This is a genomic window from Nocardioides sp. Soil796 (assembly GCF_001429525.1).
In the GTDB taxonomy this organism is placed as follows: Bacteria; Actinomycetota; Actinomycetes; order Propionibacteriales; family Nocardioidaceae; genus Nocardioides.
Map to the genome: position 1 here is coordinate 136,053 of NZ_LMSQ01000021.1, position 23,677 is coordinate 159,729.

The 23,677-nt window shown below is 70.0% G+C and carries 27 protein-coding genes; 18 read left to right on the forward strand and 9 right to left on the reverse strand.

Features of this window, described 5'->3' with window-relative positions; translation table 11 throughout:
• Window positions 1-22 precede the first annotated feature (22 nt).
• Window positions 23-415: a hypothetical protein gene (locus ASH02_RS23545; RefSeq protein ID WP_156388686.1), complete on the forward strand. Its 393-nt coding sequence runs from the start codon at window positions 23-25 to the stop codon at window positions 413-415.
• Here the strand turns inward: ASH02_RS23545 and ASH02_RS23550 are convergent.
• Entirely contained in the window at window positions 412-708 is a 297-nt protein-coding gene (locus tag ASH02_RS23550; protein ID WP_056687536.1) for a hypothetical protein, read from the reverse strand. The two genes, ASH02_RS23545 and ASH02_RS23550, sit on opposite strands and share 4 nt — an antisense overlap.
• Window positions 705-1,094, reverse strand: coding sequence for a hypothetical protein (locus ASH02_RS23555; protein WP_056687534.1), 390 nt, complete (start codon window positions 1,092-1,094; stop codon window positions 705-707). Before ASH02_RS23555 ends, ASH02_RS23550 begins: the two co-directional genes overlap by 4 nt.
• 182 nt (window positions 1,095-1,276) lie before the next feature.
• On the opposite strand from ASH02_RS23555, the gene ASH02_RS23560 reads away from it, so the two are divergent.
• From ASH02_RS23560 to ASH02_RS23600, 9 genes are all read left to right on the forward strand, one after another.
• Complete coding sequence (locus ASH02_RS23560; protein WP_156393761.1) at window positions 1,277-1,942, forward strand: response regulator transcription factor; 666 nt, start codon at window positions 1,277-1,279, stop codon at window positions 1,940-1,942.
• The gene (locus tag ASH02_RS23565) at window positions 1,939-3,741 is read left to right on the forward strand and encodes a sensor histidine kinase (RefSeq protein WP_056687530.1); all 1,803 of its coding nucleotides are present in this window, start codon (window positions 1,939-1,941) and stop codon (window positions 3,739-3,741) included. The genes ASH02_RS23560 and ASH02_RS23565 overlap by 4 nt, the downstream gene beginning before the upstream one ends.
• Before the next feature lie 41 nt (window positions 3,742-3,782).
• Window positions 3,783-4,673 carry a LysR family transcriptional regulator gene (locus ASH02_RS23570; protein ID WP_056687528.1) on the forward strand — a complete coding sequence of 297 codons (891 nt, stop codon included), beginning with the start codon at window positions 3,783-3,785 and terminating at the stop codon, window positions 4,671-4,673.
• Window positions 4,674-4,779: 106 nt separating this feature from the next.
• Window positions 4,780-6,123, forward strand: a complete 1,344-nt coding sequence (locus ASH02_RS23575) for an MFS transporter (protein ID WP_056687526.1) — start codon at window positions 4,780-4,782, stop codon at window positions 6,121-6,123.
• Window positions 6,124-6,158: 35 nt separating this feature from the next.
• Window positions 6,159-7,883, forward strand: coding sequence for an acyl-CoA dehydrogenase family protein (locus tag ASH02_RS23580; RefSeq protein ID WP_056687524.1), 1,725 nt, complete (start codon window positions 6,159-6,161; stop codon window positions 7,881-7,883).
• Complete coding sequence (locus tag ASH02_RS23585) at window positions 7,876-9,069, forward strand: CaiB/BaiF CoA transferase family protein (RefSeq protein ID WP_056687522.1); 1,194 nt, start codon at window positions 7,876-7,878, stop codon at window positions 9,067-9,069. Before ASH02_RS23580 ends, ASH02_RS23585 begins: the two co-directional genes overlap by 8 nt.
• Before the next feature lie 138 nt (window positions 9,070-9,207).
• Entirely contained in the window at window positions 9,208-10,386 is a 1,179-nt protein-coding gene (locus tag ASH02_RS23590) for an acyl-CoA dehydrogenase family protein (protein ID WP_056687520.1), read from the forward strand.
• A 45-nt stretch (window positions 10,387-10,431) separates the two neighbouring features.
• Window positions 10,432-11,493: a lipase family alpha/beta hydrolase gene (locus tag ASH02_RS23595; protein WP_056687518.1), complete on the forward strand. Its 1,062-nt coding sequence runs from the start codon at window positions 10,432-10,434 to the stop codon at window positions 11,491-11,493.
• Between the two features lie 57 nt (window positions 11,494-11,550).
• On the forward strand, window positions 11,551-12,393 hold the full coding sequence (locus tag ASH02_RS23600) for an aldo/keto reductase (protein WP_056687515.1): 843 nt from the start codon (window positions 11,551-11,553) through the stop codon (window positions 12,391-12,393).
• A 10-nt stretch (window positions 12,394-12,403) separates the two neighbouring features.
• On the opposite strand, the gene ASH02_RS23605 is transcribed toward ASH02_RS23600, so the two are convergent.
• Window positions 12,404-12,883 (reverse strand): quercetin 2,3-dioxygenase, encoded by a 480-nt coding sequence (locus ASH02_RS23605; protein WP_056687513.1) that lies wholly within the window; start codon window positions 12,881-12,883, stop codon window positions 12,404-12,406.
• Between the two features lie 63 nt (window positions 12,884-12,946).
• Here ASH02_RS23605 and ASH02_RS23610 point away from each other — a divergent pair, with 63 nt between their 5' ends.
• Both ASH02_RS23610 and ASH02_RS23615 read left to right on the forward strand, forming a co-directional pair.
• Window positions 12,947-13,564 carry a TetR/AcrR family transcriptional regulator gene (locus tag ASH02_RS23610; RefSeq protein ID WP_056687511.1) on the forward strand — a complete coding sequence of 206 codons (618 nt, stop codon included), beginning with the start codon at window positions 12,947-12,949 and terminating at the stop codon, window positions 13,562-13,564.
• Entirely contained in the window at window positions 13,557-14,300 is a 744-nt protein-coding gene (locus ASH02_RS23615; protein WP_056687509.1) for a dienelactone hydrolase family protein, read from the forward strand. The genes ASH02_RS23610 and ASH02_RS23615 overlap by 8 nt, the downstream gene beginning before the upstream one ends.
• Before the next feature lie 72 nt (window positions 14,301-14,372).
• Here ASH02_RS23615 and ASH02_RS23620 read toward each other — a convergent pair whose 3' ends face one another.
• A complete protein-coding gene (locus ASH02_RS23620) occupies window positions 14,373-15,620 on the reverse strand; it encodes an HNH endonuclease signature motif containing protein (protein WP_056687507.1) in 1,248 nt (415 codons plus the stop codon).
• Between the two features lie 284 nt (window positions 15,621-15,904).
• Here ASH02_RS23620 and ASH02_RS23625 point away from each other — a divergent pair, with 284 nt between their 5' ends.
• Together ASH02_RS23625 and ASH02_RS23630 are read left to right on the forward strand one after the other, a co-directional pair.
• Entirely contained in the window at window positions 15,905-16,138 is a 234-nt protein-coding gene (locus tag ASH02_RS23625; protein ID WP_056687505.1) for a FitA-like ribbon-helix-helix domain-containing protein, read from the forward strand.
• Window positions 16,135-16,533, forward strand: coding sequence for a type II toxin-antitoxin system VapC family toxin (locus ASH02_RS23630; RefSeq protein WP_056687503.1), 399 nt, complete (start codon window positions 16,135-16,137; stop codon window positions 16,531-16,533). Before ASH02_RS23625 ends, ASH02_RS23630 begins: the two co-directional genes overlap by 4 nt.
• 4 nt (window positions 16,534-16,537) lie before the next feature.
• Here the strand turns inward: ASH02_RS23630 and ASH02_RS23635 are convergent, their stop codons facing one another.
• Genes ASH02_RS23635 through ASH02_RS23650 form a run of 4 tightly spaced genes read right to left on the reverse strand, consistent with a single transcriptional unit; the run spans window position 16,538 to window position 19,800 of the window.
• On the reverse strand, window positions 16,538-17,614 hold the full coding sequence (locus ASH02_RS23635) for a hypothetical protein (RefSeq protein ID WP_056687501.1): 1,077 nt from the start codon (window positions 17,612-17,614) through the stop codon (window positions 16,538-16,540).
• Window positions 17,611-18,708, reverse strand: coding sequence for a hypothetical protein (locus tag ASH02_RS23640; RefSeq protein WP_057295549.1), 1,098 nt, complete (start codon window positions 18,706-18,708; stop codon window positions 17,611-17,613). Before ASH02_RS23640 ends, ASH02_RS23635 begins: the two co-directional genes overlap by 4 nt.
• Window positions 18,709-18,762: 54 nt before the next feature.
• Window positions 18,763-19,149: a DUF1801 domain-containing protein gene (locus tag ASH02_RS23645; protein WP_056687498.1), complete on the reverse strand. Its 387-nt coding sequence runs from the start codon at window positions 19,147-19,149 to the stop codon at window positions 18,763-18,765.
• 21 nt (window positions 19,150-19,170) lie between these two features.
• Window positions 19,171-19,800 (reverse strand): LysE/ArgO family amino acid transporter, encoded by a 630-nt coding sequence (locus tag ASH02_RS23650; RefSeq protein ID WP_056891294.1) that lies wholly within the window; start codon window positions 19,798-19,800, stop codon window positions 19,171-19,173.
• A 79-nt stretch (window positions 19,801-19,879) separates the two neighbouring features.
• Here ASH02_RS23650 and ASH02_RS23655 point away from each other — a divergent pair, with 79 nt between their 5' ends.
• From ASH02_RS23655 to ASH02_RS23665, 4 genes are all read left to right on the forward strand, one after another.
• Window positions 19,880-20,758 carry a LysR family transcriptional regulator ArgP gene (locus ASH02_RS23655; RefSeq protein WP_056687745.1) on the forward strand — a complete coding sequence of 293 codons (879 nt, stop codon included), beginning with the start codon at window positions 19,880-19,882 and terminating at the stop codon, window positions 20,756-20,758.
• Between the two features lie 130 nt (window positions 20,759-20,888).
• Complete coding sequence (locus ASH02_RS25800; protein WP_162262619.1) at window positions 20,889-21,752, forward strand: lysylphosphatidylglycerol synthase domain-containing protein; 864 nt, start codon at window positions 20,889-20,891, stop codon at window positions 21,750-21,752.
• 71 nt (window positions 21,753-21,823) lie between these two features.
• Complete coding sequence (locus ASH02_RS23660; protein ID WP_162251040.1) at window positions 21,824-22,549, forward strand: phosphatase PAP2 family protein; 726 nt, start codon at window positions 21,824-21,826, stop codon at window positions 22,547-22,549.
• Entirely contained in the window at window positions 22,546-23,196 is a 651-nt protein-coding gene (locus ASH02_RS23665; RefSeq protein WP_057295550.1) for a glycerophosphodiester phosphodiesterase, read from the forward strand. Before ASH02_RS23660 ends, ASH02_RS23665 begins: the two co-directional genes overlap by 4 nt.
• Here the strand turns inward: ASH02_RS23665 and ASH02_RS23670 are convergent.
• The gene (locus tag ASH02_RS23670; RefSeq protein WP_057295551.1) at window positions 23,180-23,656 is read right to left on the reverse strand and encodes a winged helix-turn-helix transcriptional regulator; all 477 of its coding nucleotides are present in this window, start codon (window positions 23,654-23,656) and stop codon (window positions 23,180-23,182) included. The genes ASH02_RS23665 and ASH02_RS23670 overlap by 17 nt on opposite strands.
• Window positions 23,657-23,677: the final 21 nt, after the last annotated feature.

Sequence of the window (23,677 nt, forward strand, 5' to 3'; positions counted from 1 at the left end):
TACCCGCTCCTAGAATTGGAGCATGACGACAATGGGGGCAGCACCTGGGGAGGACGGGCTGAACGGCCTGTTCGATGCATCACCGGACCGAGGGGTCCGCACGTCCGCGGCCGCGGAGCTGGCGTTCCTTGCCGGCCTGGTCGCGATCTTCACCGCACCTTTCACGGCGGTTCGCGCGGTCTCGGTCATCGCCGGTGTGGTGGCGCTGGTCTTCGTCCTGTTCGGCATGGCCGCGACCAGTCGGGCGAACGTCGCCGGCCGGGCACTCGTGCCGGCCGGCCTGTTCCTCGCCCTGGCCTCGCTGGTCATGGTCGGCATGGGGTACGCCGGCTACGACACCGCGTTCGGTGACGGTGTCGTGCCGACGCTGGCCGAGTGGCTCGACACCCTCGACTCCTGGTTGCGACTGCCCTAGGCTCGGCCGGCCAGGACGGTCGACGTACGCCGGTGCCGCAGGACGACACCGAGCCGCACGAGGCCGAACCCGACGGCGAAGATCGCGAGCGCGACGAGGCCGTAGCTGAGCGGGAACTCGTCGGTGGTGAAGGCCGGGTCCGCACCACCGTCCAGTGAGTCCAGCATCAGGTACAGCGTCTGGAACGTGAACGCCCACAGGTACGCGACGGCGTACGTCGTGTTGGCGGCCAGCGTGGAGCGCAGGAAGTAGCCCGCCGGGAAGGCGACGAGGATGGCGACTGCGGCGATCATGAGGGCACCTCGACGTCCACGTGGGCGACGGGACGCCGCACGCCGGAGAGCATCAGGACGATTGCGGCGGTGGTCACCAGCACGTTGAGCGCGACCAGCAGCTTCAACCACGACGGGACGTCGACGAAGAACGCGGGAAGTGACGTGAGGGCGTTGACGATCAGCGCGCCCGAAGCGACGCGAAGCGCCGCCGGGCTGTCCGAGCGCCAGGCGACGATCACCGCGACGAGTCCGATGATGCCGAGCACGGTGCCGAGCAGGAGCACGACGTACGGCGGACCGGTCTCGCCGTCGGGCGTAGGGGTGAACGCGCTGGGAATGCTGACGACGCTGAGGAGTCCGGCGAGCACGAGGCCGACTCTCTGGCGGGTGGATTTGATGGACATCTGCTGGCTCCTGGGGAGGCTGGCCGGCGGGTTGCCGGCTGGTTGGCACCACGCTCGTCCCACCGGGCTTCCCGGCGACAGGGCGTCCCTTCCCGACATCTTCCACCTTCTCGGGCCCGCCTGGTGCGAAGGAGGGAAGGATTACCCATGCGCCCGGTCCCCGGTGCGTCCATCATGGGGTGGTGGACACGCTGCGCGTGGTGATCGCCGACGACCACCCCGTGGTGCGGGGCGGGTTGCGTGCGCTGCTGGAGACCAGCCCCGGGTTCGAGGTGGTCGCCGAGGCCGCCGACGGGGAGGCCGCCGTGCGAGAGGTGCAGCTGCTGCGGCCCGACGTCGTGCTCATGGACGTGCGGATGCCGGGGCTCGACGGCGTCGCGGCCACCGCCCGGCTGCACGAGACGGTTCCCGGGACGGCGGTCCTGGTGCTGACGATGTACGACGACGACGCGACCGTGCTCACCGCGATGCGTGCCGGTGCCCGTGGCTACCTGCTCAAGGGTGCGGAGCAGGAGGAGATCCTTGCCGCGATCCGCGCCGTCGTCGGGGGTCAGGTCATCTTCGGGCCCGGGGTGGCCGGAAGGGTGCTCGACTTCTTCGCGGCACCGTCGCCCGGGTCGATGGCGGGGGCATCCGGGGAGGCGGCGTTCCCCGAGCTGACCGCCCGGGAGCGCGAGATCCTCGACCGGCTCGCCGCGGGGCGCCGTACGGCGGTGATCGCCCGGGAGCTGTTCCTCTCGCCCAAGACGGTCAGCAACCACCTGACCACCATCTTCGCCAAGCTCCAGGTGGCCGACCGTGCCGCGGCGATCATCCGCGCCCGGGAGGAAGGCATGGGCCGCACGTGACGGTGTACCCCGTCCTGGTCGCGCTGGTCGTGACGGCAGTCAGCTGCGTGGGCAGTGGTCTGGCGCTCCTCGCCACCCGGCGCAGCAGACTCGCCGCGGGCCTCCTCGTGCTCGGTGGCGTGACGTTGGCCGCGGCCACGCTCGTCTCCGGCACCGGAGACGCCCGTCCCGCAGAGCAGCTGGCCGAGCTCCTTTTCGCGGCGGCCGCAGGGCTGTTGCTGCCCTTGGCGATCATCACCTATCCCCGGGTCGAGTGGCGTCACCCGGTCGACTTCGCCGCACTCGTGGGAGTGGCGGGCGCAGGGCTCCTGATCACGGTCCAGCCCGGGGCGTCCGACGCGCAGGGCGTCCTGGAGTTCACCGCCGGCTGCATCCTGATCGCGCACACGTGGTGGCGCATCGAGCGTGCGGACGCGGCCGCGCGACGCCCCCTGGTGTGGATGGCGCTCGCGCTGGGCGTCGCGGGTCTCGGGTGCGGCGTCCTCGTCTTCACCGCCGACGGCGGCCAAGGCTCCGCGAGCGACGTCGTGGTGGCCGTCGGCGTGGCTCTGTGGGCCATCGTCGCGCCGGCGATGTACGTCGGTGTCGCCCGGCCGGAGTTCATGGACGTGCGTGCCCTCGTGGTCCGGGTGGCCGTCGTCGCGGTCGCGGTGGTCTGCTACCTGTGCGTGTTCGTCGGCACGGTGTCGTTCCTCGACCTCCTCGGTGGCCCGGGCCTGCCTTCGTCCCCGTCCCCGGGAGTGCTCGGTGTCATCGGCGCCCTCGCTGCGTTGACCGTCCATCCACTGCAGGTGGTCCTGCGCGGCGTCGTGGACGAGCTGCTCTTCGGTCGCCGGCCGGACCCGTTGGACGCCGCGTCGCAGGTCGCCGGCCGTCTGGGCGACGATCCGGTGGTGGCGCTGCAGGCCGTGCGCGAGGCGATGGTGTTGCCGTACGCCGCGATCCGGGTGGACGGCGTCGACGTCGCGGTCTCGGGTACGCCGGTCACCCACGTGCACGCCTTGCCCCTCGCGTTCAGTGGGAGCACTGCGGTGCTGGCCGTCGGTCTGCGCCCCGGGGACCTGGCCCTGGGTCGCGGTGACGCGCACGTCCTCGAGCTGGTTGCGGCACTGCTGTCGCAGACGTTGCACGTGCGGGCGCTGGCCGACGAGCTGCGGCTCTCGCGGGAGGGCACGGTCACCGCCCTCGCAGAGGAGCGACGGAGGCTGCGCCGTGACCTCCACGACGGCCTGGGCCCGCGGCTCTCCGGGATCGCGTTCACCTCGGACGCCGTGCGCAACACGTTGCGGTCCCAACCCGACCGGGCCGAGGAGCTGCTCACCACCCTGCGGACCGAGACGGTCGCGGCGATCACGGAGATCCGTCAATTGGTGTACGCCATGCGGCCTCCCGCGCTCGACGAGCTCGGCCTGGTCGGTGCCCTGCGGCAGGCGGCCACCGCAATGCGCACTCCCGAGGGCGGACCGGTCCAGGTGAGGATCGAGGCGGCCGGGCTCCCTCCGCTGTCGGCTGCCGTCGAGGTGGCGGCGTACCGCATCGTCGCGGAAGCCCTGACCAACGTGGCCCGCCACAGCGGCCACCACCGCGCCCACGTGCGTCTGGCCTCGGACGGTCGGCAGCTGGAGATCGACGTCCTCGGCGAAGGCCTTGCCGCAGACCGGGCCTGCGCCTGGACACCGGGGGTGGGCATGGCGTCCATGCGCGAGCGGGCCGCCGAGCTGGGCGGCACGGTCACGGCCGGTCCGGGGCCCTCGGGAGGCAGGGTTCACGCGGTCCTGCCCCTGCCCGGCGGCGGGTAGGGCGAAGCCCGGGCAGGAGGCCCTTCTGCGAGGCTGTGCCCATGGAGCTACGTCATCTCGAGGGGTTCGTCGCGGTCGCCGAGGAACTCCACTTCGGTCGGGCCGCGGCACGACTGCACATGGCGCAGCCACCGCTGAGCCAGCAGATCCGCCTGCTCGAGCGCGACCTCGGCGCGACCCTGTTCGAACGCAGCACGCGCACCGTCCGGCTCACCCCGGCGGGGGAGTCACTGCTGGGCCCCGCTCGCGACGTCCTGGCCGCCGCGGCGGTCGCGCGTCGCGCCGTGCGGGCGTCGTCACTCGGCGAGGTCGGACGCGTGAGCATCGGCTTCGCCGGCGCCAGCAGCTATGACGCGTTGCCGCGCCTCGCGCAGGAGGTGAACGCCCAGCTGCCCGGCATCCAGCTGGTGCTGAGAAGCCAGATCTACTCCGGGGAGGCGCTCGGCCAGATCGCGTCGGGCGACCTCGACCTCGGCTTCGTCGCCCTGACGACCAGGCCCGACCTGGAGATGCGGGTGATCAGCAACGAGGAGATCGTCGTCGCGCTCCCGAAGGCGCATCCGCTCGCCCGCCGCAAGACCGTCGACCTCAACGCCCTCGCCACCGAGCCGTTCGTGACCTTCCCGGCTTCGCACGGCTCGGCGATCCATGACGCCACGACGCGGCTGTGCCTTGACGCCGGCTTCACGCCGATGGTGGCCCAGGAGGCGCCCGACGCCTACAACCTGCTGACCTTGGTCGGCGCCGGTGTTGGCGTGGCGTTGGTGGTGGGCTCCTCGCAGCACATCCAGCTCGAGCACGTGGCCTTCCGGCCGTTGCGCAAGAAGTCGGCCGCCCTGCCGATCGCGTTGGCCTGGCGGGCCAGCAACAACTCCGGTGCCCTGCGGGAGGTGCTGCGGGTGGCGGAAGAGGTTCTGCCTACCGTTGGGTAAGACGGAATCCGTCATACCAAGTGTCCAATTTAGTGTTGGACGCGTATCAATTTCATCGCCATCGTAGGTAGCCCCACGTGACCGCCCCCGCAACGAGGAGCTCCTCATGGCATCGAGCACGACAGCGAGCGTCGACCACGACGACCGCGCCCAGCGAGCCGGCGCTCGCAAGGCCGGCATCGCCGCCTTCGTCGGCACCACCGTCGAATGGTTCGACTTCTACATCTACGGCTCGGCCGCTGCGCTCGTGCTCGGTGACGTGTTCTTCCCGAACACCTCGTCGGCCGTCGGCACGCTCGCGGCCTTCGGCACCTTCTGGGTGGGCTTCCTGGCCCGCCCGCTCGGTGGCGTCGTCTTCGGCCACTTCGGGGACAGGTACGGCCGCAAGAAGTCGCTGATCGCGACCCTGATGATCATGGGCTTCGCCACCCTGGCGATCGGTTTCCTGCCCAGCTACGGCGCCATCGGCGTGGCCGCCCCGATCCTGCTTGTCCTGCTGCGCATGCTCCAGGGCGTCGCGGTCGGTGGCGAGTGGGGCGGAGCGGTCCTGATCGCCACGGAGTACGCACCGCCCGGCAAGAAGATCCTGTACGGCGCCTTCGCGCAGCAGGGCTCGCCGGTCGGCAACCTGTTGGCCACCCTGGCCTTCCTGGCCGTCACCCAGCTCTCCGACGAGGCCTTCGGCTCGTGGGGCTGGCGCCTGCCGTTCCTGTTCTCGGCACTGCTCGTCTTCGTGGGCCTGTTCATCCGGCTCAGGCTCAGCGAGACGCCCGAGATGACCAAGCTCCTCGACAGCAAGCGCACGGCCCGTATGCCCATCATGGAGCTGCTCCGCAACCACATGGGGATCGTCCTCCTCGGCGTCGGCGCCGTCACCGCGGGTGTGGCCGTCACCTACGTCAAGACCACCTTCGCGCTGTCGTGGGCCACCACCGAGCTGGACTTCAACCGCTCCGACTTCCTGGTCGTCGTGGCCATCTCGCTGGTCGTGCAGGTGCTCGTGCAGCCCTTCGGCGCCGTACTCGCCACGAGGATCGACCTCAAGCGAGCCATCCTGCTGATGCTGGTGCCCGAGCTGGTCCTGCTGCCGCTGATGTTCGTGCTGATCAACACCGGGTCGATGATGTGGGCCATCGTCGGCATGGCCCTCGCCACGGCCCCGCACGCGATGTACTACTCGGCGCTGGCCGGCATCCTGTCCGAGGTCTTCCCGGCCGAGATCCGCTACACCGGCATCTCGGTGAGCTACCAGCTCTGCACGACGATCTTCGCCGGTACGGCGCCCCTGGTCTCGCAGTTCCTCCTCAACGAGACCGGCTCCATCATCAGCGTGATCGTCCTCGGCCTCGGCTACGTGCTCATCTCCGTGGTCTGCGTGCTCGCCCTGATCGCCCGCACCTCCTGGCGTCGTACGCCGGTGCCGGTGACCGCCGGCGCGCACACCGCCTGACCGCCGACCACCCTTTCCCAGAAGAAGGCATCCCGATGAACCTCGCTGACCGCGACCCCGCCCTCCGCCCGCTGCTCGACGCGCTCATGCCCGCCGACGACCGCGCCCGCCTCGAGACCGTCCTCGACGACCTCGGCGAGCTGGCCGGCACCGAGCTCGACGCGCTGGCCGCCACCGCCGACCGCAACCCGCCGACCCTGCGCCAGTTCGCCGCCGACGGCACCCGCGTCGACGAGGTGGAGTACCACCCGGCGTACCGGCGGATGAGCGAGATCGCCTTCGAGACCTTCGGCCTGGCTGCGATGTCACACCGCTCCGGGGTCTTCGGGTGGCCCACGAGGACCCCGCACCTTGTGAAGTACGCCGTGTCCTACCTGTTCGTGCAGTCGGAGTTCGGCCTGGCCTGCCCGGTCTCGATGACCGACTCCGCGGCCCGGGTGCTGCGGCTCTTCGACCCGGAGAGCTTCGCCGACGAGATCGACGCGCTGAGCTCGACCGACATGGACACGCTCGCCACCGGCGCCATGTTCATGACCGAGAAGCAGGCCGGCACCGACATCGGCCAGACCGAGACCGTGGCCACCGACCACGGCGACCACTGGACCCTGACCGGCCACAAGTGGTTCTGCTCGAACGTCTCCGCCGACGTCATCCTGACCCTCGCCCAGGTCCCGGGGCAGGGGACCGGCACGCGCGGGGTCGGCATGTTCATGGTGCCGAAGTTCCGTCCCGACGGCACCCGCAACACCTTCCGCATCGAGCGGCTCAAGGACAAGCTCGGCACCAGGTCGATGGCCAGCGGCGAGGTCTCTCTCGAAAGTGCCTACGCCCGCCCGGTCGGTGACCTGACCCGTGGCTTCCTCCAGATGGCCGAGATGCTCAACGTCTCCAGGCTCTCGAACGCGATGCGCGCCAGCGCCCTGATGCGCCGCGCGGTCCGCGAGTCGATCGACCACACCCGCCAGCGGGTCGTCTTCGGCAGGACCCTCTTCGACCAGCCGCTGATGCGGGCCACCCTGCTGCCGCTGATGCTCGACGCCGAGGCCTCGCTGGGCCTGGTGCTCGAGGCCTCCGAGCGACTCGACGCCGCGGACGCGGGCGACGAGCGGGCCGCCGCACTCATCCGCATCCTCACCCCGCTGGCCAAGCACACCGTGTGCAAGCGGGCCCGCACCGTGACCGGTGAGGCGATGGAGATCCGCGGCGGCAACGGCTACATCGAGGACTGGGTCAACCCCCGCCTCGTGCGCGACGCCCACCTCGGCTCGATCTGGGAGGGCTCCTCCAACGTCATCGCCCTCGACGTGCTCCGCTGCATGCGCAAGGAGCAGGGCCACCAGGTCGTCACCGGCACCTACCTCGACCGCCTCGCCGCGCTCGACGAGCCGGCCGTCAAGCCGATGGCTGACGACCTGACGCTGCGGTTCCGGGCCTTGCAGGCCCGTGGTGACGCGCTGCTCGCGGCCGACGCCGACAGCCAGCAGGTCGGCATCGCGGCGTACGTCGACGACCTGTGCCACACCGTGGTGGCCACCCTGCTGCTCGAGCAGGCGCAGCGCGAGATCGTGGTCGGGCTGGGCCACCGCAAGCTGCTGCTGGCCCACACCGCCCTGCACCGCATCGTCGCCGGACGCCTTGTCGAGACCCCCGCCCTCACCGCGCTCGAGCAGATCGCGGACGGCGGCGAGGTCGCCGCCGACCTGGCCCGCGCGGCGTACGACGCCATCCCGTCGACCACCGAGGTGAGCACCCGTGCCTGAGTCCACCGGACCGCTCTCCGGCGTACGCGTCGTCGACCTCTCCAAGATCCTGGCCGGTCCCTACGTGACGATGTCCCTGGCCGACATGGGCGCCGACGTGATCAAGGTCGAGCACCCCGACGGTGGTGACCCGACCCGCAAGTGGGGCCCTCCGTTCAACGGCCCCGACGCCACCTACTACCTGGCCGCGAACCGCAACAAGCGGTCGGTGACGCTCGACCTGAAGTCGCCGGAGGGCCAGGCGGCCGTGCACCGGCTCATCGAGGACGCCGACGTGGTGGTCGAGAACTTCCGTCCCGGCAGCTCGCTGGCCGACGACTTCAGCTTCGAGCGCCTCTCCGAGCAGTACCCGAAGCTCGTGGTGCTGAACATCTCGGCCTTCGGCGAGACCGGCCCGATGAAGCTCGAGCCCGGCTACGACATGGTCGCCCAGGCCTCGGCCGGACTGATGTCGCTGACCGGTGAGCCCGACGGCCCGCCGCTCAAGGCCGGCTTCGCGATGGCCGACCTCAGCGCCGCGCTGTTCGGAACGATCGGCCTCCTCGCGGCCCTGGTCGAGCGGGGTCGCACGGGTCGTGGGCAGTACGTGACCACGTCGCTGTTCGAGACCCAGCTGGCGCTGCACATCAACTGGTCGACCGGCTACTTCGCCACCGGCGAACGGCCCAAGCGACTGGGCTCGGGCCACCCCAACCTCGTGCCCTACCAGGCCTACCCGGCCTCCGACGGCTACTTCGTGATCGCGGTCGGCAACGAGAGCATGTGGCAGAAGCTGTGCCACAACATCGACCGCCCCGACCTGCTCGAGGACCCCCGCTTCGCGCGGAACGCCGACCGGGTGACCAACCGCAAGGCGCTCAACGTCGAGATCGAGGCCGCCCTCGCCGGTCGCACGGTGGACGAGTGGTGCGAGCTGCTCGGCAAGGTCGGGGTGCCGGTCACCCCGATCCGTTCCCTCGACGAGATCTACGAGTCCGAGCAGACGAAGGTGCTCGGCATGATCGACACCGTCGACCACCCGGTCGTCGGACCGCTCGAGCAGATCCGCTTCCCGGTCAACTTCCGCGGCGAGCGCCCGGCCCTGCGCAGCGCTCCTCCCACGCTGGGCCAGCACAGCCGCGAAATCCTGTCCGAGATCGGGTACGACGACGCCGAGATCGACAAGCTCATCGGGGGTGCTTCATGACCGTGGCACTCCTCGATGACGGAGTATGTACCCGTTCGAAGGTACGACGGCGAGAGCGGCGACGAGCCCACGACGTACCCCTGGCCACTCACAGTCGACCCTCCTCACCGTCGTCCCTCTCACGTTAGGAACCACACCATGTCCAGCCCGACGCCCAAGACGCCCCTGGCCCTCTTCGACACCGACGCCCTGATCGGCGAGGAGGACCGCGCGATCCGCGACACCGTCCGCAAGTACGTCGAGGAGAAGGTCAAGCCGCAGCTGGCCGACTGGTACGAGTCCGCGACCATCCCCGCCCGTGAGCTGGCGCGTGAGCTCGGCTCGCTGGGCGTGCTCGGCATGCACCTCGAGGGCTACGGCTGCGCCGGTACGTCGGCGACGGCGTACGGCCTGGCCTGCATGGAGCTGGAGGCCGGCGACTCCGGCCTGCGCTCGCTGGTGTCCGTGCAGGGCTCCCTCGCGATGTTTGCGATCTGGAAGCACGGCTCCGAGGCGCAGAAGCAGGAATGGCTGCCCCGGATGGCCGCCGGCGAGGCGATCGGGTGCTTCGGCCTGACCGAGCCGGGCTTCGGCTCCAACCCGGCCGGGATGGTCACCCGCGCGAAGCAGGACGGCACCGACTGGATCCTGAACGGCAACAAGATGTGGATCACGAACGGCTCGGTCGCCGACGTCGCCGTGGTGTGGGCGCAGACCGACGAGGGCGTCCGCGGGTTCGTCGTACCGACGGACACCCCCGGCTTCTCCGCGCCGGAGATCAAGAAGAAGATGTCGCTGCGCGCCTCGGTCACCTCCGAGCTCGTGCTCGACAACGTGCGCCTCCCCGCCGACGCGGTGCTGCCCGAGGTCGTCGGCCTCAAGGGTCCGCTGTCGTGCCTCAACGAGGCCCGCTACGGCATCGTGTTCGGTGCCCTGGGTGCGGCGCGCGACTGCCTCGAGACGGCCATCGCCTACTCGCAGGAGCGCGACATCTTCGACAAGCCGCTGGCCGCCTACCAGCTCACCCAGGCCAAGCTCGCCGACATGTCGCTCGAGCTGGGCAAGGGCATGCTGCTCGCCCTGCACCTGGGCAGGCTCAAGGACGAGGGCAGGCTCGCCCCCGAGCAGGTCTCGCTCGGCAAGCTCAACAACGTCCGCGAGGCGATCGCGATCGCCCGTGAGTCGCGCACCATCCTCGGTGCCGCCGGCATCACGCTGGAGTACCCGATCATGCGGCACGCCAACAACCTCGAGTCGGTGCTGACCTACGAGGGCACCTCCGAGGTGCACCAGCTGGTCATCGGCCGCTCGCTCACCGGTGAGGCCGCCTTCCGCTGACGGGTCGCGAAGTAACCCGTGCGAAGGCTGGTCGTTGTGACGCGCGTGAAGAGAATCGCGCACGTCCTGATGCCCGCGCTGGTCAGTCTGGGTCTCGTCGGCCTGGATCTGGGTCTGGTCGGTCTGGCGCCGGTCGGTCCTGTCCAGGCTGCAACCTCGGTGCCGTCGTACGCCCCTCTCGACCGACCGGGACCGAAGCTCTCGGTGCCGGCGGCGAGGCTGCGTGAGTCCCTGGAGTGCCACGGATCGCCTGCGTCGACGAAGCGGCCAGTGCTGCTCAGCCCGGCCACCAGCGTGACGCCGCGGGAGAACTACGCCTGGAACTACATGAAGGCGTTCACCGCCCAGGGCCGCTACTGGTGCGCGGTGACCATGCCGCACCACACGTTCGGTGACATCCAGGTGGCGGGGGAGTACCACGTCCACGCGATCCGCACGATGTTCCGACGCACCGGTAAACGGATTTCGATCGTCGGGCACAGCCAAGGGGGCATGAACCCCCGCTGGGCACTCCGCTTCTGGCCCGACACCCGTGCGATGGTCGACGACATGATCGGGATGGCGCCCTCGAACCACGGCACCGAGTCGATCCCGTCCTGCATCCCCGGGGTGACCACGTGCACGCCGGCGGTCTGGCAGCAGCAGGCCGGAGCCCGCTTCATCCGGGCGCTGAACAGTCGCGCCGAGACCTTCCGCGGGATCAGCTACACCAACATCACCAGCCGCACGGACGAGGTCGTCACGCCGATGTCATCGTCCTTCCTGCACACCGGCGCAGGCCGGATCACGAACGTTCCGGTCCAGGACATCTGCCCGCTCGACGTCTACGAGCACAACCTGGTCGGCACGATCGACCCGACGGCGTACGCCCTGGTGATGGACGCGCTCAACCACAGGGGCCCGGCTGATCCGGCGCGCATCGACCGCGTGGTCTGCGGCCAGCTCCACATGCCGTACGTCGACCCCGCCGAGCTCGACTACGTGCCCATGCTGGTGGCACTGCCGAACCTGGCCAGCACGCTGTTGCCCTACGTCAACACGGCAGGTGCGCCGATGGTGAAGGCCGAGCCGCGGCTGCGCTGTTACGTGTTCACCGGTCGCTGCTGAAGCCCTGGACGACCACCGGTGGCTACGCTCGGGAATGACTCGTCGAGAGGACATTCCATGCAGAGCGTGACCCTGAACAACGGCGTCGAGATGCCGATCCTCGGCTTCGGCGTCTACCAGATCCCGCCGGAGGAGACCGAGCAGGCAGTCGCCACCGCCCTCGAGGTCGGCTACCGCCACCTCGACACCGCAGCGGCGTACGGCAACGAGGAAGCCGTCGGCCGGGCCATCGCCTCCAGTGGCATCGCGCGGGACGAGCTCTTCGTCACCACCAAGATGTGGGTCAACGACCAGGGCGAGGAGAACGCGACGGCGCTCTTCGAGGAGTCCCGGGCCAAGCTCGGCCTGGAGTACGTCGACCTCTACCTCATCCACCAGCCGTTCGGCGACTACTACAGTTCGTGGCGGGCCATGGAGCAGCTGAACAAGGACGGCGCCGCGCGGGCGATCGGTGTCTCGAACTTCCACTCCGACCGGCTGCTCGACCTGCTGAACCACAACGAGATCACCCCGGCGGTCAACCAGATCGAGACGCACCCGTTCTTCCAGCGCAGGGCCGACCAGGACCTGATGCGGGCCAACGGCGTGCAGATCGAGTCGTGGGGCCCGTTCGCCGAGGGCCGCCACAACCTGTTCACCGACCCGCTGTTGAGCGAGATCGGCGCCGCGCACGGCAAGTCCGTCGCGCAGGTCGTGCTGCGCTGGCTGATCCAGCGCGAGGTCGTGGTGATCCCCAAGTCCGTACGCCGCGAGCGGATGGCCGAGAACTTCGACGTCTTCGGCTTCGAGCTCACCCCCGAGCAGCAGGAGCAGATCAGCACGCTCGACCGGGGCGAGTCCGCGTTCTTCGACCACCGCGACCCCGCATGGGTCGAGCGCCTCGGCGGCCGCAGGTCCTGACCAGGCTGGTTCAGGAGAAGGGCGGCGGCCCCAGGATCTCGATCGCGTGGGTCTGCGCGGCCGCAGCACCCACCCGCGCCATGTCGAGACCGGTCGGGTCGGCTCCCTCCACGACCGGGTCGCTGGCGAGCCGGTAGAACGCCTCCCCACTTCCCGGGGTCTGCAGGCACAGCATCCTGGCCCGCGGTGAGGTGACCATGAACGCGTGCGGAACACCGCGCGGAACGACGGCGATCCCGCCGGCTCCCAGCGGGTGCAGCTCTCCGTCGATGTGGACGGAGATCTCGCCGTCGAGCACGTAGAACGTCTCGTCGGCATCAGGGTGCCGGTGCAGGGGAGTGACCTTGCCCAGGTCGAGGCTGTCCTCGAAGAGCAGGAAGCTGCCGTCGGTCTCGGCGGAGGTCGCCAACCAGGTGTGCATGCCGCCGCCGCAGAACCAGCGGCGTTCGCCGGTGCCCGGTGCGCGAACGGTGGAGGTGGAGGTCTTCATGGGTGCCCCCTCGGGCTACATGGGACAAGAGTCCCATAACGAAACTAAGGTACCGTGTCCGTCATGTCAACGGGCTACGTCGGTTCCGGGAGGACCAACCAGAAGCAGCGCACGCGCGACGCGCTGGTGCGGGCCGCCAGGGACCTGATCGCCCGCGGGGGCGATGCGCCCACCATCGAGGAGGCTGCCAACGAAGCCTCGATCTCCCGCACGACGGCCTACCGCTACTTCCCGACCCAGCGGGACCTCCTCGTGGCGGCGCACCCCGAGGTCGCCGCGAGCTCCCTGCTGCCCGACGGCATTGGGAACGACCCGGTCGAGCGTCTCGACGCGGCCGTCGCCGAGTTCACGGAGATGATCGCCGAGACCGAGACGCAGCAGCGCACCATGCTCCGGCTCTCACTGGAGTCGGCCACCGACACCTCCGAGCTGCCGCTGCGCCAGGGGCGTGCGGTCGGGTGGTTCGCCGAGGCGCTGTCGGTGCTCGTCGACGATCTCGGTGAGGACGGCGTACGACGGCTCGCGGTGGCGATTCGCAGTGCCGTCGGCATCGAGGCGAGGGTCTGGTTGATCGACGTCGCCGGGCTCGCGCCGGCCGAGGCGACCGACGTGCTCCGGTCGAACGCCCGCGCGATCCTGCAGCAGGCAATGGTGACGACGAGAGGTGGAGCGAATGGGTGAGCGCATTTCCTGTGCGATGCAGGGAGAGACGGCCGAGGCCTACGCGACGGGCGACCACGGCCCGGGAGTGCTTCTCTACATGGACGCCATCGGCCTGCGCCCGCAGATCGAACGGATGGCGGACCGCATCGCTTCCTGGGGGTACGTCGTCCTCGCGCCGCACGTCTTCTGGCGCGACGGACTGGCCGTCGACCTCGCCCCGGCCGGTGACCTGACGGCGCCGGGCAGTCGCGAGGCGTTCTTCGCGACCGGCGTGATGGACCGGGTGCGTTCGTTGACGCCCGAGTTGATCCGCGCCGATGCCGACGTCTGGATCGAGACCCTGCGCTCCCGTCCCGGTGTCGCCGAAGGTCCGATCGCTGCCACCGGCTACTGCTTCGGTGGGCGGCTGGCCCTTGTCACCGCCGCGCACCGACCCGACGACGTCGCGGTGGTCGGCATGTTCCACACCGGCGGCATCGTGACGGACGCTCCGGACAGCCCGCATCTCCTCGTGCCCGACATCGCGGCCAGGGTCGTCGCCGGGCACGCCGACGGTGACGCGTCCAACACGCCCGAGCAGATCGCCGCCTTCGACCAGGCCCTGCGTGCCCACGGCGTACGACACCAGACGGCCGTCTATCCCGGTGCCGCGCACGGCTACACGATGGCCGACACCTCGATGTACCAAGAGGCCGGAGCCGAACGACACTTCGCCGAGCTCAAGAAAGCCCTGGACGGAACGCTCGCCCGCTGAGGAAGGCATGCCGGTGCACCGCGACGCTTGGAGGCGTGGCGGTCGCGGCTTCTTGGTGGCGGAGGCGGGCGGCTAGTGCGCCTGGATTCGTCGGAACCTGACCGAGTTGTCGCCGCCGACGGAGTGGTCGTAGTCGGGGTGGTGGATCAGCCGGTGGTGGTGCGGACACAGGAGCCGGCCCTTGGCCAGGTCGGTGGGTCCGCCCTGCGACCAGGGGTCGTCGTGGTGGGCATGGCAGACCGAGGCGGGCATGCCGCAGCCCAGGGCGGTGCAGCCCTTGTCGCGAATGACCAGCGCCCGGTACTGCCCCGCGGAGTAGAAGCGGCGGAGTCGGCCGAGGTCGAGGACTTCGCTGGGGCCGTCGAGCATGGCCGGCAGGAAACCGGTGCGGCACGAGAGGCGTCGGAACTCGCCGGCGGTGATCTTGCCGCCGTTGACCAGGGTGGCGTAGCCGTGCTTCTTGAGCAGGTCGTTGATGTCGATCGTGATGACCAGCGCGACGCTGCTGGCGGCGTGGGTGGGCAGCTTGTCGGCGGGGAACATCTCGATGAGCTCCATGAACGCCTGCCCCATGCGTTCGGGGGTGATTGACGCGCCACCAGTGTCGGGGTCGCCGGGAAGCTGACGGCGCGGGTCGGCCAGGGCGAGGAGCTGGTTGCGCAGGAGCTGGCCCTGGACGACGGGGAGGCTGAAGCGGCCGTGGATGCGGCCGTGTCCGTCGTTGCTGAAGGTGATCCGGGCCTTGGCGTTGGCCTCGTCTTCTTCCTTCTGGAGACGCTTGGCCTCGTCGTCCTCGAAACGTTGGGGGTCGAGCTTCTCCAGGATCCCTTTGCCGAGTTCGGCGAGGTCCGAGGCGTCGAACTGGCGGGCGAAGCCGAGGAGCATGTCGCGGGCCTTGTCGTAGAGGGCCGACTCGAGGTCCTTGGGAAGGTCATGGAGGCTTTCGAGGATGACGCGGGCCTGATCGGTGTGCAGGTCGCCGTCGGCCAGTGCGGTGGCGATGGGTTCGTGCTCGGGCTTGTCGAGGCCGAGGGCCAGGTTGACCCTTTTCATCGCGTCAGACTTGGTGAGCAGGTCGCGCTTGGCCCACCAGTTGGCGGTGTGGCGAGCGCCGGTCTTGTCGGCCAGGCTTCGCTGGTGGGCTTCGACGATGACCCGGGAGGTGGCGTGGGTGAGCCGGTCGCCGAAGGCGGTCAGGGTCTCCAGCAGCTGGGCGATCTGCGCGTCGTCCAAGGGGGAGAGCGCCATGGTGGCGAGATCGGTGAGGTCGTCGTGGAGGCGCGCCACCAACTCGTCCGCGAAGGAGGAGCTGGTCGTCATGGCCTCGGGGCTCCGATCAGGACGCACCACCCGACAAGGGCTGTGCACGGTGAATGGATGCCGCCGAGTCCTCGCCGCTGACGGCGTACCCCCGGAGGGAACTGCGCTCCGCCCTGGCAACTGACGAGCCCGGCACACGCAGACCCGTGAAGGGCGACCCGCCTGGGCGGGTCGAGCTCATCGTCCTCAGTGCCGGACTATTGACTCGAGCTCAAGATTCATCGTACGCCTGTTCGAAGCGACATGCAACAGATTCAGCGGAGAATCTGCGCTAATCTGCATGCATGGCCACCGTGCAGATCCGCAACCTCGACGACGACGCCTATGCCGTGCTCAAGCGGCGGGCAGCCGCCTCCGGACGCTCCCTCCAGGAGTTCCTGCGGCTCACCCTCGAGCGACAGGCCGCGGAACCGACCGTCGAGGAGGCACTGGCCGCGGCCCGCGCCGACCTCGCGTGGACCGACGTCCCACCGATGGCCGACATCGTCGAGGCGCAGCGCGCTGACCGCCGCCGATGATCGTCATCGACAACTCCGTGCTGGTGGCCGCGCTGGTTGGACCCGACCCACTCAGTTCCGCCATCCGGCAGCGCCTCGCTGTCGAGCAGGTGGTCGCTCCCGACCTGATCGACGTGGAGGCAGCGAGTCTGCTCCGCGGCTTCGTCCGCTCCGGCAGGCTGACGGACCAGCAGGCCGATCGGGCCGTCGCCGCACTCGCTGCATTCCCCCTCGAGCGGGTTCCGCATGCCCGACTGCTCCCCGGCATCTGGAGCCTGCGCGAGACCCTGACGGCGTACGACGCCACCTATGTCGCGTTGGCCGTCTCCCTGGGCGCAACCCTGGTCACCGGCGACCGACGGCTCGCCAAGGGTGCGGGTGCCCGCTGCGTCGTCGAGGTGATCGGCGGCCGGTGAGCGTTCAGCCTGCGGTGACCGGCTGCAGGGGGAGTCGCGCCTCGATCGGCATCTTGACGCCGTTGCCCAAGGTGATGACCGTCTGGATGCGCAGGACCTTCGGCTCGTCGTCCGCCTCCACGCGCAGGATCGCTCGACCGGAGGTGCTGCCCTCGCCGCCCTTGAGCCCCTCACGGCCAACCGGCGGCCGGCCGTCGAGGGTGACTCGCGGGGGTGCCTGACGTCGGTCGATCACCACGTTGCCTGCGGCGTCCGTGCCGAGCGCGCTGAACGAGGAGATCCGCACTCCGGCCCACAGGGTGCCCTCGTCGGCCCAGCCCAGCTCGGCGTCCCAGGGGTAGAGCGTCACCTGGCTGGCGGTGAAGCGCCCCTGCATCGGGTGAAACTGCTGGTCGGCGCTGGCCGGGACGTATTGGCAGTTGTCCTCCACCGCGTGGCAGCCGGCATCGAAGTTGGGCTCCGGTTCATAGAGCGCCTGCGCCACCCCGGCGTCGATCTCGCCGGACGCCACGTCGAGCACCTGGGTCTGGCCGCCGAACTCCACCTCGACCTTGAGGTCGTCGGTGTCCAGGTCTCCGGGCAGTGCGACCACCACGTCGTGCTGCTCGTAGGACGTCTGGCCGGTCGACGGGTCGCCGAGCCTGACGGAGCCGATGGTCACCTTCTCCCCCTCGGCGACCAGCCGGATCTCTGTCGCAATGGCGAGCCCGGAGGCCAGCCCGCCCGTGGGACGAATGCTCCATGACACCGGAACGAGACGGCCGCCCTCGGGGGCGTGCAGTGCGCGCTGCGAGTTGCGCCTCGAGTCGTCCTTGTCGTAGGCGACGAACTCGTGGTCGAGCGAGTCGAGTGGCCGACCGACCGCGACGTCGACCTTGTTGAGGGGCACGATCACCGTGTGGGTCTCGGCGTACGGCGGTGAGTCCAGGCGCAGCGTCTCGCCCGCGGACAGGACGTCGACGGGGTCGTCGCGCAGCTCGCCGGCCAGGCGCGTGCCGAGCCTGACTGCCGCGATGACGAGTGCGACGCTGAGCACCAGCAAGACCACAGGCACCCAGGTGGGACGCGTCCGGGCGCTCATGCGAGATTCCTTCCCGGGACGGTCCACTCGATACGTGCGTGCTCGGTCCGGAACGCGAAGCCGCGCTGGCCCCGGGCGCGGATGCGCGTGGTGATGGTCAGGTCGCCGGCCGGCTTGTCCTTGGCGACGTCGAAGACGAACTGGACGGCGGTCGGCCCGAGGACGTACTGCCCGAGTGCCTTCGTGTCAGCAGGCTCGGAGAGGCTTGCGCTGCCACCGAGCTCGGCGGAGTGCCGGAGCGTGTCCTGGAAGCTCGTGGCCGTCGGCGCACCGTCGGGAACCGACACGTCCACGTAGTCCGGCGGATCGATCTGGACGACCAGGAACTCGTGCCCCGGTTCGGCCCAGCCGATGCCGTCGACGTACGGCGTGCGCAGGGTCTGCTGCACCTTGCACTCCACGGACTTCGGGTAGTCGATCTGGACGGGGGAGTCGTCCGTACGACGGAACCTGCCGCACCCGATGTCCTTGCGGTCCTGGAAGTGCTCCTGGACGCTGGGCAGGGCCGCCAGCTCGGCGGCGCGGCCCAGCTCGACAGACCCGTCGGATGCGTCGACGACCTGCTCCTCGTCGCCGATGCGTACGACGACCGCGAGGTCCTTCGGGTGCCCCTTGACGGCGACCCATCGCTCCTCGCTCGTGCTGTTGGGATCGGCGGCCGTGTAGTTGAGCCCGCCCGGCCCCGACAAGGAGTAGTCCGTGCCGTCGGCCCGGAGCAGCAGCTCGACGTCGGCCGTGTAGGGCCAGGTGACGGTGGAGAGCAGGACGCCTCCTGTGTTCCTCGCCTGGACCTGCACGAAGCTTCCACCCTTCGGGGCTCGCACGTTGGCGTCGGCACCGAGCAGGTCGGGCAGTTCGTCCCGTGGCTCGCCGGCCCCGACCTCCAGCCGGATCCAGGGCAGGAAGACCTCTCCCCGGTGCTTCACCGCACCGCCGCCGGGGTTGGCGAACACATCGCCGACCTCCGCGCGCGGTCGGTCGTCGGACTTCTTCACGACCACCACCGCGACGGCGAGTGCGAGGACGACGAGCCCGAGGACCAGAGGAACAAATGGGAGCGTGCGGCCCAGCCGCTGCTTGATGGCATCCTGCACGGACGCTCTATTCCCCGGGCAGCGACGCGCAAACGGAATCCGGGACGACCTGGTTCAACGGCTGAGCTTGCGCCACCCGCCGGCCCGGTTGTTGGACACGATGGCCCGCAGGTACGTGATCAGCGCCGGCCGGTTGATCGGGTCGCCCTCATAGATCTGGATCGCCCGCGCGGTCGCGTTGTCGTGCCCCTGGTTGATGATGCCGTCGGGGTCGGGAATCGTCGGGTCGTAGACGAAGAGGTTGATGTGGTCCTTGGTGGCCAGCAGGGCGCAGACGTTGCCGTCGAGCACGAAGTAGGGCTGCACCGTGCGCTTGATCGTTTCCTCGATCGCGGGCTCGGCCTCGTGGATGATCGCGCGCAGGCTCCTGCAGATCTCCTGCTGCCATGCAGGCAGACCATCGATGTAGCTGTCGACTCCGGGATGAGCAGTGGCCGCCATGTTGGCCAGACTAACGGGCTGCTAGCCGAGGGCCAGTCGCGCGGCCACGAGCAGCATCGTCGCGGCGATCAGCACCTCGAGGACCTGCCACGCCCGCGGGCGCTCGAGGACCGGTGCGACCAGGCGAGCGCCGAACCCGAGGCCGCTGAACCACACGACGCTCGCGACCACCGCCCCCAGTGCGAACCACCAGCGGCCATCGACGACACCTGAGCCGTGGGTGCTGTGGGTGGCCGCGATCGAGCCGATCAGGAGCACCGTGTCGAGGTAGACGTGCGGGTTGAGCCAGGTCAGTGCGACGGCACGGCCGACGACGGTACGGCGGGCCTCGCCGCGGGCCTGGGCGAGTCCGTCGGTGTGCAGGGACTCGGTGTGGAAGGCGCGGCGCAACGAGCCTGCGGCGTACCAGAGGAGGAAGGCCACGCCGAGCCAGCGGACGACGTCGATGAGCCACTCGGCGCGGTCGACGATGGTTCCGATGCCGCTGACTCCGGCGATGATGAGGACGGCGTCCGAGACCGCGCAGATCGCCACCACGGCAGTGATGTGGTGGCGGATCAGCCCCTGTCGCAGCACGTAGGCGTTCTGGGCGCCGATGGCGACGATGAGGGATCCACCGGTGATGAAGCCGGCGAGGGCGGAAGCAGACATGCCCTCGACCGTAGGCGCCGAACGCAATGTAGAACAGCGAATGTTTCTTCACCTGATGAAGAAGTGCTTCACTGGTCAGATGCACTTCGACCCCGCCCAGCTCGAGACGCTCCTCGCCATCGCCGAGGAGGGATCGTTCGACGCCGCGGCCCGGCGGCTGCACGTGACGCCCAGTGCGGTCAGTCAGCGGGTGCGCGCGGCGGAGCGGGCTGCCGGGCAGGTGTTGGTGCGGCGTACGTCGCCGGCGGAGATCACCGACGCGGGGGCACCCCTGATGCGACTCGGTCGGCAGATGCGCCTCCTCGCCGCCGAGGCCGCCGCGTCGATGGGCAACGACGCCGTCGTGGACCTCGCGGTCGCGGTGAACGCCGACTCCCTGGCGACCTGGTTCCGGCCGGTGCTCGCGACCGTGGCCGAGCTGCCGACGACGGCCCTGCGACTCTTCGTGGAGGACGAGTCGTTGTCGCACGACCTGCTCCGTCGGGGCGAGGTGCTGGCGGCCGTCACCGGCGAACCCCAACCGGTCCAGGGCTGCTCGGTCGAGCCGCTCGGCACGCTTCGATACGTCCCCGCCGCGGCGCCCGCGTTCGTGGAGCGGCACCGGCGGGGGAGGAGCTTCGACTGGTCGAGGGCTCCGGTCGTGGTCTTCAACGCCAAGGACCGGCTCCAGGACGGTGTGCTCGCCGCCCACGGGGCGACTCGTCCGGCCGTGGTGCACCGGGTGCCGAGCTCGGCGGACTTCCACGAGGCCGTGCTCTGCGGTCTGGGATGGGGAGCGGTCCCCGAGCCACAGCTCGAGCCGGCGCTGGCGGCGGGCGACCTGGTCCGCCTGCCCGGTGCGAAGGCGGTCGGCGTGCCACTCCACTGGCAGCGCTGGCGACTCGACAGCCCCGCCCTCGACGCGCTCACCGACGCCGTACGACGAGCCGCGGCCGGCGCACTGCACCGCCTGCGCTGACGGGAGTACGTCACACTCTGTGGTTTCGGGCCCGGTGGCGGAGTTACCTTCGAAGGGACGGGGATCACACCACGGGTTGGACCAACGCAGTTTCGCCCGGCTTTGTGCTGGAAGGCGAGCTCGAAGAGATTTGAAGCATCTGCGCACCATTGTCCACTCCAAGACGGTCCTGCTCCTCGGCGTCGCTGTCGCGCTCGCCGTGCCGGCCGTCACGCTGCCGCGCCTGCCGTCGGTCTCGCCCTGGCCGATCCTGCTCGGCCTGCTGCCTTGGATGATCGGCAAGTACGTCCTGTGTCCGCTGAGGTGGCGCGCCCTGACGAACGCCGACTTCGGTCGCCGCTGGTTCCTCCGTGCGTACGCCGAGTCCGAGCTGCTCGGACTTCTCACACCCGGCCACGTCGGGGCGGACCTCTGGCGGATCCGCAGGCTCACCCACGCCGACGTCCCACGCGGTGACGCGGTGGCCAGTGTCGCGGTCGACCGGACCGTGGGGGCGGTGGGGCTGGCGATGTTCGTGGTGTTCGCCGGGTCGGCACTCCCGTGGCGCATGATGCTCACCGCGTTGGGCATCGGGCTGGCGTTCGTCGTGGGCTTCCTCGTGGTCAGGCGCGTCCGCCCGAAGCTGCTCCCGCTCGGGCCGCTGCCGCCGCCGAAGAAGTTCGCGCACGCGCTGGCCCTCTCGGCCGCCTACCAGGCGTCGATCGCCATGCTGCTGCTCGGCACCCTGGGCGCGACTGGCTACACGCTCTCGCCGCTGGAGCTGCTCGGTGCGTTCGGCGCCAGCCAGGTCGCGGGCGCCGTACCGGGTCCCAACGGTGCGAGTCCCCGGGACGGCGCGCTCGTGGTCGGTCTGGTCGCCCTCGGCGTCCCGTGGACCGCGGCCGCGGCTGCGGTCACCCTCAAGGCGGCCGTCGCCTGGCTGCCCGCCCTGGCCCTCGGCGGCGCCAGCCTGATCGCGACCCGACGGATGATCCGCCACACGGCAGCTGCCTGACCTGCAGTCCTCCCTCTTATTCGGGAGGAAACCTGGCGCGCCTTCGCGCACACTGGGGGCAGGGAGGGTCAGTGGTTCGCTGGTTGTGGATCTTCAAACAGGCCATCCTCGTCGTCAGTGGCGTCGGGGCCTACTTCGGTGTCCGGGGAGCCACCGAGGGCTCGGTCGACGCCGCGATCCAGCACGCCCACCTGATCGTCGAGTGGGAGCAGGCCCTCGGCATCTACGTCGAGAAGACCCTCCAGGCGCCGTTCACCGAGTCCGCCCTCCTGGCCACCCTGGCCAACTGGGTCTACATCTGGGGGCACTGGCCGGTCATCGGTGCGACGATGCTCTGGACCGGCATCTGGCACCGCGCCGTGTTCCTCCGGCTCCGTGACGCCATGCTGGTCTCCGGGCTGCTGGGCATGACCATCTTCGTGTTCTACCCGGTGGCGCCGCCCCGGCTGGCCGGCCTCGGGTTCATGGACAGTGTGAGCGAGCGGTCGCTGTCCTACCGCGTGCTCCAGCCGCCTGCCTTCGTCGACCAGTACGCCGCCATGCCGAGCCTGCACGCCGGATGGGACCTGCTGATCGGCATCGCGATCATCAGCGCCTCCTCCTCGGTGGCGCTCCGAGCCTTCGGCCTCGCCATGCCGGTGCTGATGGCGGTGGCAGTGGTGGTGACCGGCAACCACTTCATCCTCGACGTCGCGGCCGGGCTGCTCCTGGCGCTCATCGGCCACGCGGCGAGCGTCGCGCTCGAGCATCGACGGGTACGTCGGTCGCCCGGCCGCGTCCTCCGGGTGGCGTCGTGAGCCTGCTCGCGATCGCGCACCGGGCCGGCAACTCGCTCACCGGGCTGCACGAGGCAAACCGGCTCGGCGTCGACGTGATCGAGTGCGACATCCACCGGCACCGCAACCGCCTCGAGGCAACCCACCTCAAGAGCGCCGGCCCGTTCCCGTTCCTCTGGGACCGCTGGGAGCTGGTCCCGGTGACGGCGCCGCGGCTCGGCCTTCGCGAGCTGCTCGAGGCCGATCGGCACGGCACCACGTTCATGCTCGACCTCAAGGGCATCGGCACCGGTGTCGGTGCCGCCGTGGCCCGGTTGCTGGGCACCCGCGGACACCGCCGGCCGGTCCTCGTCTGCGGTCGCAACTGGCGCGCGGTCGAGGAGGTGGCCGTGCTCGAGCACGTGCAGCCGGTGCTCTCCGCCCGCAATGCACGGGAGCTCGGCGGCTTGTGGGAGAAGGTGGGCGGCGGCCGCATCCATGGCGTCTCGGTCCACAACTCGCTGCTCGACGGGGCGGTCGTGGCCGAGCTCCGGCGTCATGTCGAGGTCGTGATGACCTGGCCGATCAACGACCTGACGATGTTGGACCTGATGGTCGACATCGGGGTCAACGGCATCATCAGCGACGAGCTGGAGGTGCTGGCCGAGGTGGTCAGGCGCCGGGACTGACCTGCCGCGCACCGGGACCGGGAGCACTCCGCGACTCCCGCGCCGACTCGAGCCGATGCCCGGCGGCGCACTCCACCGCAACCGAGACGGGTTCGCCGCAGTCGCGGTGCGTGACCACCACAGCAGGCCCCGCGTCGTCCGCGCGGTGGCGGTCGCCCCAGTTCAGCAGCGAGATCAGCACCGGATAGAGGTCGAGACCCTTCTCGGTCAGCTTGTACTCGTGGCGCGTGCGGCGTCCGGGCTCCCGGTAGGGGAGCGCCTCGAGCACGCCCGCGGCGACCAGCTTGCGCAGGCGGTCGGCGAGCACCGGGTCCGAGACGCCCATGTGGTCGCGCATCTGGTCGAAGCGCCGTACGCCGTTGACGGCCTCGCGCAGCACGAGGATCGTCCACTTCTCGCCGATCACGTCGAGGGTGCGCTGGATCGAGCAGTTGTCGGTGTCGTAGTCGAGCCACTGCACGGCGTCACCTGTCTCTCGTTG

Excerpts from the sequence above, each read along its gene's own strand:
- ASH02_RS23630 (WP_056687503.1), top strand. The coding sequence starts at position 16,135 with ATGATCGTCATCGACAACTCCGTGCTGGTGGCCGCGCTGGTTGGACCC.
- ASH02_RS23615 (WP_056687509.1), top strand. The coding sequence starts at position 13,557 with ATGGGTGAGCGCATTTCCTGTGCGATGCAGGGAGAGACGGCCGAGGCC.
- ASH02_RS23590 (WP_056687520.1), top strand. The coding sequence starts at position 9,208 with ATGTCCAGCCCGACGCCCAAGACGCCCCTGGCCCTCTTCGACACCGAC.
- ASH02_RS23570 (WP_056687528.1), top strand. The coding sequence starts at position 3,783 with ATGGAGCTACGTCATCTCGAGGGGTTCGTCGCGGTCGCCGAGGAACTC.
- ASH02_RS23545 (WP_156388686.1), top strand. The coding sequence starts at position 23 with ATGACGACAATGGGGGCAGCACCTGGGGAGGACGGGCTGAACGGCCTG.
- ASH02_RS23610 (WP_056687511.1), top strand. The coding sequence starts at position 12,947 with ATGTCAACGGGCTACGTCGGTTCCGGGAGGACCAACCAGAAGCAGCGC.
- ASH02_RS23655 (WP_056687745.1), top strand. The coding sequence starts at position 19,880 with ATGCACTTCGACCCCGCCCAGCTCGAGACGCTCCTCGCCATCGCCGAG.
- ASH02_RS23575 (WP_056687526.1), top strand. The coding sequence starts at position 4,780 with ATGGCATCGAGCACGACAGCGAGCGTCGACCACGACGACCGCGCCCAG.
- ASH02_RS23550 (WP_056687536.1), bottom strand. The coding sequence starts at position 708 with ATGATCGCCGCAGTCGCCATCCTCGTCGCCTTCCCGGCGGGCTACTTC.
- ASH02_RS23580 (WP_056687524.1), top strand. The coding sequence starts at position 6,159 with ATGAACCTCGCTGACCGCGACCCCGCCCTCCGCCCGCTGCTCGACGCG.
- ASH02_RS23600 (WP_056687515.1), top strand. The coding sequence starts at position 11,551 with ATGCAGAGCGTGACCCTGAACAACGGCGTCGAGATGCCGATCCTCGGC.
- ASH02_RS23605 (WP_056687513.1), bottom strand. The coding sequence starts at position 12,883 with ATGAAGACCTCCACCTCCACCGTTCGCGCACCGGGCACCGGCGAACGC.
- ASH02_RS23635 (WP_056687501.1), bottom strand. The coding sequence starts at position 17,614 with ATGAGCGCCCGGACGCGTCCCACCTGGGTGCCTGTGGTCTTGCTGGTG.
- ASH02_RS23555 (WP_056687534.1), bottom strand. The coding sequence starts at position 1,094 with ATGTCCATCAAATCCACCCGCCAGAGAGTCGGCCTCGTGCTCGCCGGA.
- ASH02_RS23650 (WP_056891294.1), bottom strand. The coding sequence starts at position 19,800 with ATGTCTGCTTCCGCCCTCGCCGGCTTCATCACCGGTGGATCCCTCATC.
- ASH02_RS23645 (WP_056687498.1), bottom strand. The coding sequence starts at position 19,149 with ATGGCGGCCACTGCTCATCCCGGAGTCGACAGCTACATCGATGGTCTG.
- ASH02_RS23620 (WP_056687507.1), bottom strand. The coding sequence starts at position 15,620 with ATGACGACCAGCTCCTCCTTCGCGGACGAGTTGGTGGCGCGCCTCCAC.
- ASH02_RS23625 (WP_056687505.1), top strand. The coding sequence starts at position 15,905 with ATGGCCACCGTGCAGATCCGCAACCTCGACGACGACGCCTATGCCGTG.